The sequence below is a fragment of the Halolamina salina genome (assembly GCF_042678005.1).
Lineage (GTDB): Archaea > Halobacteriota > Halobacteria > Halobacteriales > Haloferacaceae > Halolamina > Halolamina salina.
Genome location: NZ_JBHUDH010000024.1, coordinates 1 through 14,164, shown reverse-complemented (window position 1 = coordinate 14,164; position 14,164 = coordinate 1). Strand labels below are relative to the sequence as shown.

The 14,164-nt window shown below is 68.0% G+C and carries 13 protein-coding genes; 11 read left to right on the top strand and 2 right to left on the bottom strand.

The window, feature by feature from the left end; translation table 11 throughout:
• Positions 1–749, top strand: a 749-nt coding sequence (locus tag ACFR9S_RS03060; protein WP_379818039.1) for a tetratricopeptide repeat protein, incomplete at its 5' end; no start/stop codon positions are given.
• A gap of 38 nt (positions 750–787) precedes the next feature.
• Positions 788–1,270, top strand: a complete 483-nt coding sequence (locus ACFR9S_RS03055) for an acyl-CoA thioesterase (protein WP_379732934.1) — start codon at positions 788–790, stop codon at positions 1,268–1,270.
• A gap of 15 nt (positions 1,271–1,285) precedes the next feature.
• Here the strand turns inward: ACFR9S_RS03055 and ACFR9S_RS03050 are convergent, their stop codons facing one another.
• The gene (locus tag ACFR9S_RS03050; RefSeq protein WP_379818038.1) at positions 1,286–2,323 is read right to left on the bottom strand and encodes a S1C family serine protease; all 1,038 of its coding nucleotides are present in this window, start codon (positions 2,321–2,323) and stop codon (positions 1,286–1,288) included.
• A gap of 144 nt (positions 2,324–2,467) precedes the next feature.
• On the opposite strand from ACFR9S_RS03050, the gene ACFR9S_RS03045 reads away from it, so the two are divergent.
• The 8 genes from ACFR9S_RS03045 (at position 2,468) to dph2 (ending at position 11,826) form a co-directional block, all read left to right on the top strand.
• Positions 2,468–4,336 (top strand): ABC transporter substrate-binding protein, encoded by a 1,869-nt coding sequence (locus ACFR9S_RS03045; RefSeq protein ID WP_379730807.1) that lies wholly within the window; start codon positions 2,468–2,470, stop codon positions 4,334–4,336.
• A 224-nt stretch (positions 4,337–4,560) separates the two neighbouring features.
• Positions 4,561–5,649 carry an ABC transporter permease gene (locus ACFR9S_RS03040; protein ID WP_379730808.1) on the top strand — a complete coding sequence of 363 codons (1,089 nt, stop codon included), beginning with the start codon at positions 4,561–4,563 and terminating at the stop codon, positions 5,647–5,649.
• Entirely contained in the window at positions 5,649–7,202 is a 1,554-nt protein-coding gene (locus tag ACFR9S_RS03035; RefSeq protein ID WP_379730809.1) for an ABC transporter permease, read from the top strand. The genes ACFR9S_RS03040 and ACFR9S_RS03035 overlap by 1 nt, the downstream gene beginning before the upstream one ends.
• Entirely contained in the window at positions 7,202–8,257 is a 1,056-nt protein-coding gene (locus tag ACFR9S_RS03030) for an ABC transporter ATP-binding protein (protein ID WP_379730810.1), read from the top strand. Before ACFR9S_RS03035 ends, ACFR9S_RS03030 begins: the two co-directional genes overlap by 1 nt.
• The gene (locus ACFR9S_RS03025; protein ID WP_379818037.1) at positions 8,254–9,585 is read left to right on the top strand and encodes an ABC transporter ATP-binding protein; all 1,332 of its coding nucleotides are present in this window, start codon (positions 8,254–8,256) and stop codon (positions 9,583–9,585) included. Before ACFR9S_RS03030 ends, ACFR9S_RS03025 begins: the two co-directional genes overlap by 4 nt.
• Entirely contained in the window at positions 9,575–9,970 is a 396-nt protein-coding gene (locus ACFR9S_RS03020) for a DUF7555 family protein (protein ID WP_379818036.1), read from the top strand. Before ACFR9S_RS03025 ends, ACFR9S_RS03020 begins: the two co-directional genes overlap by 11 nt.
• Before the next feature lie 45 nt (positions 9,971–10,015).
• On the top strand, positions 10,016–10,600 hold the full coding sequence (locus tag ACFR9S_RS03015; protein WP_379730813.1) for a DUF7529 family protein: 585 nt from the start codon (positions 10,016–10,018) through the stop codon (positions 10,598–10,600).
• Between the two features lie 179 nt (positions 10,601–10,779).
• Positions 10,780–11,826: a diphthamide biosynthesis enzyme Dph2 gene (gene dph2 / locus ACFR9S_RS03010; protein ID WP_379730814.1), complete on the top strand. Its 1,047-nt coding sequence runs from the start codon at positions 10,780–10,782 to the stop codon at positions 11,824–11,826.
• Positions 11,827–11,830: 4 nt separating this feature from the next.
• Here the strand turns inward: dph2 and ACFR9S_RS03005 are convergent, their stop codons facing one another.
• The gene (locus tag ACFR9S_RS03005) at positions 11,831–12,721 is read right to left on the bottom strand and encodes an immunoglobulin-like domain-containing protein (protein WP_379818035.1); all 891 of its coding nucleotides are present in this window, start codon (positions 12,719–12,721) and stop codon (positions 11,831–11,833) included.
• Positions 12,722–12,825: 104 nt separating this feature from the next.
• On the opposite strand from ACFR9S_RS03005, the gene ACFR9S_RS03000 reads away from it, so the two are divergent.
• The gene (locus ACFR9S_RS03000; RefSeq protein WP_379730816.1) at positions 12,826–13,995 is read left to right on the top strand and encodes a M24 family metallopeptidase; all 1,170 of its coding nucleotides are present in this window, start codon (positions 12,826–12,828) and stop codon (positions 13,993–13,995) included.
• Positions 13,996–14,164 lie beyond the last annotated feature (169 nt).

The window sequence follows — 14,164 nt, the reverse complement described above, 5'->3', positions numbered from 1 at the left end:
CCGACGAGCCGCTCCGGGTGGCCAACTGCCTCGCCAACGCCGCCAACGCGCTGGTGAACGTGGGCGCGTACGACGACGCCGCCGGCCGGTACGAGCGGGCCGTCGACATGCAGTCCGAGCGCGGCGACGACCACGGCGCGGCGGGGACGCTCACCAGCCTCGGCGACCTCGAACGCCGGCGCGGGAACGACGAGCGGGCGCTGTCGTACCTCGAACGGGCCGAGTCGCTATTCCGGCGGATCGGCGACGACCACCGGCTGGCGATCTGTCTCAACAACCTCGGGATCGTCCGGAAGGACCTCGGGCGGCTGGAGGCGGCCGTCGACACCCACCGCGAGGCGCTGTCGATCCGCGAGGAGATCGGCAACCCCCACGAGATCGGCATGAGCGAGCACAACCTCGCCGTCTGTGCATTACGGCGCGGCGAGGTGGACCGCGCCGAGGAGTTCGCCCGGCAGTCGATGACGCATCTCTCGGCGGCCGGGAACCAGCGCTCGGTGGGCGTCACCCGCTCGCTGCTCGCGGACGTGCTGGTCGAGCGCGACGAGGTCGGCGACGCAATCGAACAGTTGGAGACCGGGATCGAGGAGCTGCGCAACTGCGGCGCCGACCCGCAGGCCGAGGCGCTCACGTCGGAGCTGATCGGGCTGCATCTGACGGCCGGCGACGTGGCGGCCGCGCAGGCGCTGGCTCGAACGGCGCACGACCGACTGACTGGGGGGCGGGACGTGGCCGCGGCCGACGACTGACCGGCGGGTTTGAGTGCGCCGCGGCCGGAGCGGTCCCCATGACCGAGACGGCGACGCTCGCGGAGTCGTACACCGAGATGACCGAGCTCCTGCTCCCGAACGACACGAACAATCTCGGGCGGGCGCTCGGGGGCGCCGTCCTCCACTGGATGGACATCTGCGGCGCAATCGCGGGGATGCGCTTCGCGAACAAGCAGGTAGTGACCGCGTCGATGGATCACGTCGACTTCATCTCGCCGATCGACCTCGGCGAGGTGGCGGTCGTGCAGGCGTACGTGTTCAACACCGGCCGCACCAGCGTCGACGTGAAAGTTGACGTGCGCGCGGAGGACCCCCGGGAGGGCGAGGAGCGGAAGACGACGGCCTCCTTCTTCACGTTCGTCGCGCTCGACGACGACGGGACGCCGACGGAAGTGCCGTCCTTGACGTGTCCGACGGAGGACGAGGAGGTGCTGCGCGAGGAGGCCGTTCAGGAGCGCAAACAGCAGTTCGAGGATCTCGTCGCACGGATGGAGGACTGACCGGGCCGCAGGCCGTTACTGTGGCTCCGGGCGGGTGCCCAGCGTCACCCCCACGGTCCGGCGCTCGCCCTCGCGGCGCACGGTCACTGCGACCGTATCGCCCGGGCTCGTCTCCAGCGCGAGGTACGTGCCGAGCTGGCCCGTCGTGTCGATCCGGGTGCCGTCGAGCGCAACGATCACGTCGCCGCCGGTCGGTTGGGGGGAGCCTTCGACAGTCACGCTTCCGCTGCCGCCCTGCAGGGCGCCGTCGGCGGGGCTTCCCTCGGGGACCGCCGAGACGTAGACGCCGCGTGCCTCGTCGAGGCCGTTGGCCGCCGCGAGCAGCGGCGTGACCGGGCGGATGCGCACGCCGAGGTAGGAGTGTTCGTAGCTCCCCCTCTCGACCAGTTCGGGGATCACCCGCTCGGTCAGCGCGGCGCTGATCGCGAACCCGACGTTCTCGGCGCCGGCCTGCGTGACGACGCCCGCCACGTCGCCGTCGAGGGTGAGCAGCGGGCCGCCGCTGTTGCCGGGGTTGACCGCCGCGTCGGTCTGGACCGCGCCGGAGATGGTGAAGTTCTGGATCGAGGAGATCGTCCGGTTCACGCCGGAGACGACCCCGGAGGTGAGCGACCCCGCCAGCCCCAACGGCGCGCCGACGACGGCGACGCGGGTGCCGACCGCGGGCTGTTCGTCGAGCAGCGGCAGCGGGTCGGCGTCGACGGGCGGGTCGACCGAGAGCGCGGCGAGGTCGCTGTAGGGGTCGCTCCCGAGTATCTCCGCCTCCGCCCAGTCGCCGTTTGCGAACTGTGCGCGCACCGTGTCCGCGTCCGTGACCACGTGCGCGTTGGTGACCAACACGCCGTCGTCGAAGAGCCAGCCCGATCCCTCGCCGAGGGGGCCACGGTCGTCGTACACGCGTAAGCGGACGACTGACGGCGAGACCGCCTCGTAGAGGTCGGCGAACGGCTGCTCGCCGTGGAATTCGGCGTCGCCTTCGGGGGCGGAACAGCCCGAGAGCGCGGCGATCCCGGCACCTGCGGCGGTGAGAAACCGGCGGCGGGAGTAGTCCATGACCGTTTTCGGGAAGCGACGAATAAACGGGTTGGGGTCGGGGATACTCTCCGGCTCCGATGGATTCTTGTGCCGTGGTAACATTCACCACGTAATTATCACTACATAACGTTTAAGTTCGCCACGGTGGGATACGTTGTCAGGATGTCCGAAGAAAGTGATTTCGATCGTCGTAAGTTCCTCCAGGCGACTGGGGCTGCGGCACTGACAGCCAGCGTCGCCGGCTGTACCGACGGCGGCGAGGGTTCGCCGACCGAAGGCTCCGGCAACGGCGGCACCGACACCGGGACCGACGGGCAGGGCGGTGACGGGGAGTTCACCGGCCTCGACTCCTACCCGTACTCGCCGGGCGAGACGGACGTGGAGAGCGCCCGTCAGGTGATGGAGGAGGCCGGCTACGGCCCCGACAACCGCTTCGAGCTCGACTGGCTCCAGTACACGAGCCCGGCGTGGAAGGAGATGGCCAACACCATCCGTTCCCGCCTCGAGAGCGCCTACATCGACATGAGCATCGCCGAGGCCGACTTCAGCGGCCTCCTCAACCGCACCGAGAAGGGCGACATGCAGGCGTTCACGCTGGGCTGGATCGCGGACTACCCCGCGCCCCAGAACTTCCTTCAGCTGGTCGACCCCGAGAACACCATCTACGACGGCGAGGGGCCGGCGCCCAACGGCGCGCGACTGTTCTGGACCGAGGACTCCGAGACGGACACGGACGTCCGGAACTTCATGACCGAGCAGTTCGACCAGATCCAGAACAACCCTCAGCAGTCCGAGGAGGCCCAGCAGGCCCGTGACGAAGCCGCCGTGAAGATGGAGGAGGGCCTCTGGGAGTCCGCCGCGCTGCTGCCGATGTACCACCAGGTGTCCCAGAGCTTCTGGTACGACCGCCTCGACTACAGCCCGCCGGGCGGGATGGGCGGCTCGCGCTCGAAGGAGAACATCTCCGTCAAGGGTCTGGAAGGCAAGGACCGCCTCGACAAGATCTCGGCGACGTTCAGCGCGCTCGACCCGATCGCCTCCGGTAACACGGCCTCGGGCGGGAAGGTCATGAACCTGTTCGACGCGCCGATGAACTACCACAACGGGACCACCGAGGTCCGGAACCTCCTCGTCGAGGACTACAGCGTCAGTGACGACCTGACGGAGTACGAGTTCACGCTCAAGGAGGGGATCCAGTTCCACGGCGACTACGGCGAGGTCACCGCCGACGACATGGTGTACTCGATCCGCCGCCTCGTCGAGTCCTCCAACTCCACGAACACCTACTTCCCGAACTCGGTGCTCAACATCGAGCGGGAGACCGACGACGACGGCAACGTCGTCCCCGGCTCGACCGGCGTCGAGGCCACGGGCGACTACACGTTCACGGTCACGCTCCAGAACTCGTTCCCGTTCGCGCTGTCAGTGCTCGCCTACTCCGCGTTCTCGGTCGTCCCCGAGGGCATCGTGGGCGACATCGAGGGGTACGAGGGCGAGATGAGCTGGGAGGAGTTCTCCACCAACCCGGTCGGCTGTGGTCCGTTCCAGTTCGCGAACTGGGAGTCCGGCAACGGCGGCGAGTTCAACGCCGACAAGTTCGACGACTACCACGGCCAGGAGCCCGCGATCGAGGGGATCGACGCCGCGATCATCACGGACACCAACGCTCAGTACAACTACTTCCTGAACGGGAACGCCGACGTGTCCGCCATCCCGACCTCGAAGTACGACCCGAACAAGGTCAGCATCGAGGAGACGGTCGACGGGATCGACCGCGGGACCTACGGGCCGATGGAGAACGACGAGACGGTCAACATGGCCCAGACGCCGACGATCAACACCTACTACGTGGCGTTCAACATGCAGGAGGTGCCCAAGCCGGTGCGTGAGGCGATGGCGTACGTCATCAACCGGCCGCAGTTCGTCGACAGCGTGTTCAAGGGCCGCGGTGCGCCCGCCTACCACCTGACCCCGACGCAGGTGTTCCCCGGCGGCGCCTCGGCCTACGAGAGCCACTGGCAGGGCGAGTAACTCTCGGCCCGCGCTCGCCCCGCTCGAGCGCATCGACAGGGTGAAAACCTCGCCGGCCGATGTTCCTCGTAGTCGTGCCGGTGTGACACAGCCACGATATCATTGTTCGGTATGATTAGACTTCCATCCTCTCGTCGCCAACCACGTCGGTACCCGGTCCGTACCGACACTGACGTATCGTCCCGCTTCGCTCGTCGACCGAGCCATGCTGAAGAGACTCACACATGAATCGTTCACTGTACATCCTGAAACGGCTCGGGTTGGGTATCCCCGTCATACTGTTCGGGCTGACGATGTCGTTCCTCATCATGTATCTCGGCCCGCTCGACCCGGTGCTGGCGATCCTCGGCCGCGACGCCACCTCGAGCGACATCCGACAGCTCCGGATCGCGCTCGGCTACATCCAGCCCGACGGGACCCCCGTCCCGGTCTGGCGCCAGTACGGGAACATCATGTACGACCTGTTCACGCTGCAGTTCGGGCAGTCGTGGGTCCTCCAGCGTGGGGTGCCCGTCACCGACGTCATCGCGAACCGGATGCCCGCGACGCTGTGGCTCGGCTTCTGGTCCGTCGTGATCGCGCTCCTGTTCGGGATCCCGCTCGGCCTCTACGCCGGCCTCCGCGCCAACACCTGGGGTGACTACCTCGCCTCCGGTGGTGGCATCATCTGGCGTGCGATGCCGAACTTCTGGCTCGCCGTGATGATCGCCGGGAGCCTCAGCGCCGGCGGCGCGCTCTCGTGGTACCGAGGATTCGGCATCAGAACGGACGTGATCGGGACGCCCGACGAAGTGGCGAACCTGTTCACGGTGGTCGAACTGTTCAACGGGGTGCCGGTGCTCGAACTGCTGTTTATCCCGATCCCCAACCTCCAGAACATGCTGATCGCGTTCAAGTGGATCCTGCCCGCGGCGCTGGTGCTCGGCTCGGCGTCGATGGGGAACGAGATCCGTATCGGCCGCACCGCGGTTCTGGAGAGCATCAACTCGAAGTACGTGGAGACGGCCAAGGCCAAGGGGCTCTCCCCGCGGCGGATCGTCGTCAAACACGTCGGTCGGAACGCGATCGTCCCGCTGCTGCCCGTCATCATGGGTGAGACCTACCTGCTCATCGGCGGCTCGGTGCTCGTCGAGAGCGTGTTCAGCATCAACGGGCTCGGCAACCTCTTCTTCCGGGCGATCCTCGGGCCGGACATCCCCGTCGTGATGGCGCTCGTGTTCATCTTCGTTATCATCCAAGTACTGATGAACATCCTTCAGGACGTACTCTACACACTGATCGACCCGCGTATCACACTGGGGGACACCCAATAATGAGCACGAACACCGCCTCGGAAACCGAGACCGGGCCGAGGTTCGAGTACGACGACCGGCCGCTGTGGTCACGCGTCGTCGACGACCCCGGGCCCGCGCTTCGCTGGCTCGCTGTCATGGCCGCGCTGATCGCCGTCGAGTTCGGCGCGTTCGTCGGGGCGATCCTGACGGTGCTCGACGCGGTCTTCATCGGCGTGACCGCGATCTTCGACGTGCTGTTCGGCCTGCTCGGACTGGGCGGGCTCTCCGCCGGCGTCGTCAACTTCCAGTCGAGCGTCTCCGGCGCGATAACGGGCGTCCGTGACGCCGCGGAGGGGCTTCCGACGCTACTGAGCAGGGAGACGATCCCCAACCAGGGCCACATGGCCAGCGCCGACGGCCCGTGGGTCGACACGTTCCTCGGCTGGGAGCCCGCGCTGGCGTGGGCGTTCCGCGTCCTGCTCATCGTCGCGTACTCGCTGTTCGCGTTCTACTGGGTGTTCCGTGGCTGGCTCGTCTTCCGCGAACACTACCGTCAGGCCGACTGGACGCCGTCCGACGACATCGTCGACCGGCTCCGTGACCACCGCTGGGGGCAGTTCGGCATCTTCGTGCTCGCGCTGTTCCTGATCATGGCGCTGTTCGGCCCGGCGCTGGGCCCGACGACGGTCGCGGGCAACATCCAGTCGCCGTACAGCACCGAGGTCAAACACTTCGACGAGGAGGCCGGCGAGGTCGTGACGATCACCGCCGGCGCCGCCAACTTCGACTCCAAGTCGAAGGGCGCCGGCAGCCAGAACGTCGGCCCGATGACGTACGACAACTTCGAGCGGTTCCACCCGTTCGGCACGCTCCCGAACGGCCGTGACCTGTTCACCTTCATGATGGGCGGGGCGCGGATCACGCTGATCGTCGCCGGGCTCGCGATCGGCCTCAGCGCGCTGATCGCCGGCGGGCTGGCGATGGTGTCGGCGTACTACACGGGGGTGATCGACCTCGGTATCCTCACGACCGCCGACGGGATCGTCTCCGTCCCGCGGCTGCTCCTGCTGATCATGATCAGTGCGGTGTTCGCGAACCACTGGATCGCGAGCGTGCTCGACGGCGGCTTCCTGTTGGCGCTGATCTTCGGGTTCACCGGCTGGCCGTTCCTCTGGCGGGCGGTCCGTGGCCCGGCGCTGCAGGTGGCCCAAGAGGAGTGGATCGACGCCGCCGAGAGCTTCGGACAGGGGTCGCGGACGATCATGCGCAAACACATGTTCCCCTACATCACTGGCTATCTACTCGTGTACGCCTCGATGTCCACCGGCGGGATCATCGTCGGCCTCGCCGCGCTCTCGTTCCTCGGCAACGGGCTGGGGATCACGCCGCCGACCCCCGCGTGGGGGCGTGCGGTGTCGCTCGGCCAGTCGTACGTCTCCGGGCCGTCGTGGCACATCTCGTTCATCCCCGGCGCGATGATCGTCGTGCTCGTCACGGGGCTGAACGCGTTCGGCGACGGCATCCGCGACGCGATCGACCCCGAAACCGAGAGCGACGAAGGTGAAGAGGCCGCCGCAGGGGGTGGTGCCTGATGGCCGCCGAGGAGGACGTGGTGCTCTCGGTCCGGAACCTCCAGACCGTGTTCCACACCGACCGCGAGACGATCAGGGCCGTCGACGGCGTCGACTTCGACGTCCGCAAGGGCGAGACCGTCGGTATCGTCGGCGAGTCCGGCTCCGGGAAGTCCGTCACCGCCCGCTCGATCATGGGACTCATCGAGAGTCCCGGCGAGATCATGCCCGGCTCGTCGATCAAGCTCAACGGCGAGGAGCTGACCGAGTTCGACGACATGCAGTACCAGCAGGTCCGGGGCAGCGGCATCGGGATGGTGTTCCAGGACCCCCAGAAGTCGCTCAACCCCGTCTACACCGTCGGGAACCAGATCATGGAGGCCCTGGAAGTGAACCAGGGCCTCACCGGCGAGGAGGCTCGCAAGGAGGCGATCAGGCTGCTCGAACGGGTCGCCATCCCCGACGCCCCCCGTCGGCTGAACGAGTACCCCCACGAGTTCTCGGGCGGGATGCGCCAGCGCGCGGTGATCGCGATGATGCTGGCCTGCGATCCCGAGTTCCTCATCTGCGACGAGCCGACGACCGCGCTCGACGTGACGATTCAGGCCCAGATCCTCGAACTGCTGCAGGACCTGCAGGAGGAGCGTGGCCTCTCCATCCTGTTCATCACCCACGACATGGGCGTGATCGCGGAGATCGCCGACCGCGTGAACGTGATGTACGCCGGCGAGTTCGTCGAGAAGGCGCCGGTGGAGGAGCTGTTCGCGAACCCCCGTCACCCCTACACCGAGGGGCTGCTGGGGGCGATCCCCGGCGAGCAGACCGCCGGCGAACAGCTTCGGACGATCGACGGCGACGTACCGACGCCGAACGAGGAGGCAACCCACTGTCGGTTCGCCCCGCGGTGTCCGGAGGCGTTCGACGCCTGCGACGCCGTCGCTCCACAGCACGTCCAGGTCGGCGAGAACGACGACCACACCGCGGCCTGCCTGCTGTACCCCGACGGCGAACCCGAGGACCGCCGGGTCGAGCACCACCGGGAGCTCGCCGCGGCCGACGGAGGTGAGAACGAATGAGTCAACAGCTTCAGCGGGACGATCCGACCGGCGAGGAGACGCTCATCGAGGTCGAAGGCCTCAAGAAGTACTACGGCGGTGACGGCGTGCTGGCGCCGCCGCCGGTGAAGGCCGTCGACGGCGTCGACTTCGAGATCAAACGCGGCGAGACGTTCGGGCTGGTCGGGGAGTCCGGCTCCGGGAAGAGTACGCTCGGCCGGACGCTGATCCGGCTCGAGCAGGCCACGGAGGGGACCGTCTCCTTCGACGGCACCGACATCACCGAGCTCTCCGGGAAGGACCTGAAACACTGGCGGCGGAACGCCCAGATGGTGTTCCAGGATCCCGAGTCCAGCCTGAACGACCGGATGACCGTCGGCGAGATCGTCCGTGAGCCGCTGGACGCCCACGACTGGAAGACCGACCGCGACCGCCGAGAGCGCGTCCGGGAACTGCTCGAGAAGGTCGGGCTGCAGGAGGAGCACTACTTCCGCTACCCCCACCAGTTCTCGGGCGGGCAGCGCCAGCGCGTGGGGATCGCCCGCGCGCTCGCGCTCAACCCCGAGTTCGTCGTGCTCGACGAGCCCGTGAGCGCGCTCGACGTCTCGGTGCAGGCGAAGATCATCACGCTGCTCGAGGACCTCCAGGAGGAGCTCGATCTCACCTACCTGTTCATCGCCCACGACCTGAGCGTCGTCCGGCACATCTGTGACCGCGTCGCGGTGATGTACCTCGGGAAGATCATGGAACTCGGCGAGACGGAGGAGCTGTTCAACTCCCCGTCGAACCCCTACACGAAGTCGCTGCTGTCGGCGATCCCGCGGCCGGACCCGACGGCGACGATCGACCGGATCACGCTCCCCGGGACGCCGCCGAGCCCGCGGGACCCGCCCCAAGGCTGTCAGTTCTCGACGCGCTGTCCGGCCAAGATCCGGCCCGAGCCGTACCAGGATCTCGACGACGACGTCTGGGAGGCCATCGAACGGTTCCGGGAGATCGTCCGGGAGCGGACCCGGGTCGAGCTCTCGATCACCGACCGCGTGAAGCGGCGGACCGGCAGCTTCTCGAAACACGACGACATCGAGGAGGCGGGAGCCGATCTGTTCGACGGCGTCGACGGGCCGGCGTCGGTCGAGGAGCCGATCGAGCGCGCGCTCGAACGGGTGAAAGCCGGCCACCCCAGCGAGGCACGCGACATGCTCCGCGAGGAGTTCGGCGGCGTCTGTGACAATGAGCGCCCCGAGCACTACACGGTCAGCGACACGGGGCGGAAGAGCTACTGTCACCGCCACTCCGACGAGTACGCGGACGTAGAGGCCCGGCTGGGTCGAGAGACCCGTGGCGAGTAGACGCCTCCTCCGCTACGTCGAGTTCGCCCTCTGGGTCGTCGCAGCGACGGTGCTGATCGTCGCCGGCGCCGCGGTGCCGGCGTTCCTGCTCGGGGCGGGGCTTCCCACCCTGAAGCTGCTGCTGTTCGTGATCGGGACGCTGCTGTTCGGCGTCGGGAGCTTCGGCATCCAGCCCGAGCGCCCCAAGCGCGACGGGCAGCTCGTCGACCTCGAGAGCGGGGAGCCGAACCGCTTCGAGGACAAGATTCAGGAGCTCCCGCCGCTGCGAGGGGAGCGGCTCCCCTTCTCGGACCGGGTGGACCGAAACGTGAAGCTATTCGTTACCGCGGTCGCCGTGCTCGCGGTGTCGGCGGCGCTCGAACTCGTCTTCGGCGTCCCGGGCTGAGCGGGAACGCACACCTTTTATCAGCGACGCCACCCCTGTGTCGGTATGGTCAACCCCGACGGCGAGGGCGTGCCGGACGAACTCGACCGGATCGCCGACGACGCCGACGTGATCCGCGACGGCTGGCAACGGACGGTCGAGGACACGCGAGCGATGGCCGCCGACCGCGAGGACGCCGGCTACGAGACGCTCGTCGTGTTCTCACAGGACACCTCACCCGTCGCCCCCGACGCCGAGGGGGCCGAGCACTGGGGCCTGACGTATCTGGTCGACGGCGACACCGCCGACACGGTCGCCGACGCGCGCGAGCGTGCCGAGTTCGACGAGACTGCGGTGTATCAGGCCGGCGCCGGCCCGACGACGTTCATCGTCACCGAGTGTCTCGATCACGACGAGGAGTTCGTGGTGTTCGTCGCCGGCGCGTTCCGGAAGCGAGAGGCGGCCGGGCTGGTCCGCGCCGCGACCGAGCGCGGGGAGATGCACACCCACTTCCGGACGCTCGACGGCACCGTGATCGCCTCGGTCGAGCACGACGACGTGTCGGCGTTCTTCCCCGATCCGCAGGAGTACTACTCCTACGGCGGCCAGTTCGCCGCCGACGCGGTGCCGGCCGAGGACGACGACGAGTAACTGCCGCCTCAGAGCATAGACTAACGGTTTAGGCGGGACGAGCCGTACCCACTGTCGGAGGTGTCGGATCCTGCGAGTGGGTACCGGAGTACGACCGGGAGCCGGCAAATCGTGGGTCGCGGCAGCACGTGACTGACGGAAACGCGGGGATTATCCGTCCGTACCCGGTAACGACGCTAATGAGTCAGGACGCCGCCGGCGACGCCACGAGCGAGGGGGACCTCCGGAACACCGGGATGTCCCTGCGCCACGACCGGGAGTGGGACTACGAACTGGAGCGCATCATCGAGGAGATCGAGGAGAAAGACGCCAAGAAGGTCGGCCTGCAGTTCCCCGAGGGGCTGAAGCGCCGCGGCCCCGCGGTCGCCGACGACCTGCGGGCGCTGGCGCCCGACGACGTGACGTTCATGCTGTCGGGCCAGCCCTGCTACGGCGCCTGCGACCTCGACACGTTCCTGATGCGCCGCACCGACGTGTTCGTCCACTTCGGCCACTCGCCGATGAAGAACTCGGACAAGATCATCTACGTGCCGCTGTTCTCCAACGTCGATCCGTTCCCGATGATGGAGGAGGCGCTGGAGGAACTCCCCGAGGACGACGTGGGGCTGGTGACCACCGCCCAGCACATGAACCTCTTCGACGACATGAAGGAGTGGCTGGAGGGCGAGGGGTACGACGTCCACACCCGGAAGGGCGACGACCGCCTCACCCACGAGGGGCAGGTGCTCGGCTGCAACTACGCCTCCGCGGACATCGACGCCGACCAGGTGCTGTACGTCGGCGGCGGGAAGTTCCACCCGCTCGGGCTGGCGATGGAGCACCCCGACAAGAAGGTCGTGATCTGTGACCCGGTGAACAACGTCGTCACCGTCGCGGACACGGAGAAGTTCATGAAGCAGCGCTACGGCGCGGTCCACCGCGCGATGGACGCCGAGAAGTGGGGCGTCATCTTCTGTACCAAGATCGGGCAGGGCCGCTGGGAGATGGCCGAGAAGATCGTCGACGAGAACGAGAACGCCTACCTGATCACGATGGACGAGGTGACGCCGGACCGCCTCCGCAACTTCGACATGGACGCCTTCGTCAACACGGGCTGTCCCCGGATCACCACCGACGACGGCCCGCAGTTCCACAAGCCGATGCTGACCCCCGGCGAGTACGAGATCGCCGTCGGCAACAAGCCGCTGGACGAACTCTCCTTCGACACGTTCCACGGCACGTGGTAGGCCGTTAGCCGGATTCCGCCTCCCCGTCGCCCGTCGTCACTTCGTACAGATCTTCCTCGTAGCGGATCGCGTACGGCTCGTCGATGCCGAACGACGGCGTGATCGCGTGGTTCTCCTCGACGTACCGGACGCGCTCGACGCCGTCCTCGAAGTACGACAGCGTGTTCCGCAGCCGGTAGTCGTGTGCCGCCCGCTCGGGGATAATTCGCACCGGTTCCTCGGCGGTCTCGACGCATCGGACGGTTAGCTCGGCGCGGGAGCCGTCTTCGTCTACGCCCTCACCTCGGACGGTCACCACGCCGCCGTCGCGGGCAGCGTCGACGACCCGTTCGGTCGGTTCGAGCGTCAGTTCCGGGGCGTCGACGTCGAAGCGGGCCGCGAAGCCGAGCGTCTCCCCCTCGGAGTCGCCGAGGACGCCGTCCGCCGTGAACGCGTACTCGCCGCCGCCGAGGCCGCCGACGGTCCCCGCTTCGAGCCACGCGTCGTAGTACCGGCCCGGGTCCGGCGGGAGGTCGTGCTCGGCGGAGAGCGTCCACTCGTGGCGCCCGCCGGGGTCGAGAGTCATCAGCGGCTCCCGCCAGATGTCCGGGACCACGCGGTACCAGTCGCCGTCGGCGCGCTTCCAGAGCGTCCACGCGTAGAAGTTGGTCGACAGCGTCCGGTCCGATCCGTTCTCGAGGGAGAACGTCACCGTCTCGGGCGGCGAGAACGACTGCGCGTCGGCGGTCAGCACGACCGCGACCGATTCGGAGTCCGTCTCGGGGACGCAGACGATTCGGTCGCCGACCGACGGGCAGTCCGACGCGTCGGTGGGGACGCCCATGGCGTCGGAGCCGGGCGCGGTACAGCCGGCGAGCGCGAGCGCGGACAGTGAGAGGAGGGCACGTCGTCGCACGGCGGCCCTGCGACCCCGCTCGGCAAATCCTTTGTGTTGCGGTTCTCGCCGCGGGCGTCGCCGCGACGACAACGCCTTTGGCCGCGCCGGCCGCTACCACGGGCATGGAGATCGACACCAGTTCGCTCGACGAGTACCTCGACGAGCAGGGCCTCGACGGCTACGCCGTCTACGCCGACAGCGACGACTCGACCCAGCGCTACCTCTCCGGCTTCGACGCGCCGGATCCGTTCTTCACCGTCTACACGCCCGAGGAGACCGCGCTCCTCACCTCGGGGCTGGAGTACGGCCGCGCGACGAAGGAGGCCCGCGGCACCGTCGACCGCACCTCCGAGTACGACTACCAGTCGCTCCGCGAGGCACACGAGTCGGGCGTCGCCCGGGCGAAGCTGCAGGCGGCGTTCCTCGACGCCCACGGCGTCGACTCGATCGCGGTGCCGGAGACGTTTCCCGTCGGCGCGGCCGACGGCCTGCGCGAGGAGGGCGTCGCGCTGGCGGTGGACTCCGAGGGCGTCGTCGACGACATCCGCGCGGTGAAGACCGACGAGGAGATCGAGCACGTCCGCGAGGCCACCATCGCGAACGAGAAGTCGATGCAGGCCTGCGAGGAACTGCTCGACGCCGCGGAGGTCCGCAACGGCACGCTCTACCACGAGGGCGAACCGCTCACCAGCGAGCGCGTCAAGACTGAGATCGAGGTGACGCTGCTCGAACACGGCTGCGCGCTGGACGAGACGATCGTCGCCTGCGGAACCGACGCCGCGGACCCCCACGACCGCGGCAGCGGGCCGCTGGAGGCGGGCCAGCCCATCATCGTCGACATCTTCCCCCGGAGCAAGGAGACGGGCTACCACTCCGACATGACCCGGACGTTCGTCAAGGGCGACGCGAGCGAGGCGGTCGCGGAGTGGTACGAGCTCACCCAGGAGGCAAAGCGCGCAGCGTTCGAGGAACTCGAGGCCGGCGCGACTGGCGCCGACGTTCACGCAGCGGTGTGTGACGTGTACGAGGCGGCCGGCTACCCGACGCTTCGGGACGATCCCTCGACCGAGACGGGGTACATCCACAGCACCGGCCACGGGGTGGGGCTGGACGTGCACGAGGCGCCGTCGCTGTCGCCCCGTGGTGGGGAGCTGGAGGCCGGCCAGATCGTGACGATCGAGCCGGGGCTGTACGATCCGGAGCACGGTGGCGTACGGATCGAGGATATCGCGGTGGTGACCGAGGACGGCTACGAGAACTTCACCGACTACCCGGAGCAGTTGGAGGTATGAGGCGATAGAGGCAGGCTTGCTGCTGCTATCGGCTCGACGAGGATTGGCGTCACGAACACCGTGAAAGCCCCTGACGGCTCGGCTCCCAGGACTCGCTGCGCGCGCTCACTTCGCTCGCGTGCTTACTTCGTCCGGGTTCGCCGAGCCGTCAGCCCCTTTCAGTCCCACC

What these genes read in the sequence shown, in the direction of transcription:
- ACFR9S_RS03045 (WP_379730807.1), top strand. Translation starts at nt 2,468, where the DNA reads ATGTCCGAAGAAAGTGATTTCGATCGTCGTAAGTTCCTCCAGGCGACT.
- ACFR9S_RS03030 (WP_379730810.1), top strand. Translation starts at nt 7,202, where the DNA reads ATGGCCGCCGAGGAGGACGTGGTGCTCTCGGTCCGGAACCTCCAGACC.
- ACFR9S_RS03035 (WP_379730809.1), top strand. Translation starts at nt 5,649, where the DNA reads ATGAGCACGAACACCGCCTCGGAAACCGAGACCGGGCCGAGGTTCGAG.
- ACFR9S_RS03055 (WP_379732934.1), top strand. Translation starts at nt 788, where the DNA reads ATGACCGAGACGGCGACGCTCGCGGAGTCGTACACCGAGATGACCGAG.
- ACFR9S_RS03000 (WP_379730816.1), top strand. Translation starts at nt 12,826, where the DNA reads ATGGAGATCGACACCAGTTCGCTCGACGAGTACCTCGACGAGCAGGGC.
- ACFR9S_RS03015 (WP_379730813.1), top strand. Translation starts at nt 10,016, where the DNA reads ATGGTCAACCCCGACGGCGAGGGCGTGCCGGACGAACTCGACCGGATC.
- ACFR9S_RS03040 (WP_379730808.1), top strand. Translation starts at nt 4,561, where the DNA reads ATGAATCGTTCACTGTACATCCTGAAACGGCTCGGGTTGGGTATCCCC.
- dph2 (WP_379730814.1), top strand. Translation starts at nt 10,780, where the DNA reads ATGAGTCAGGACGCCGCCGGCGACGCCACGAGCGAGGGGGACCTCCGG.
- ACFR9S_RS03050 (WP_379818038.1), bottom strand. Translation starts at nt 2,323, where the DNA reads ATGGACTACTCCCGCCGCCGGTTTCTCACCGCCGCAGGTGCCGGGATC.
- ACFR9S_RS03025 (WP_379818037.1), top strand. Translation starts at nt 8,254, where the DNA reads ATGAGTCAACAGCTTCAGCGGGACGATCCGACCGGCGAGGAGACGCTC.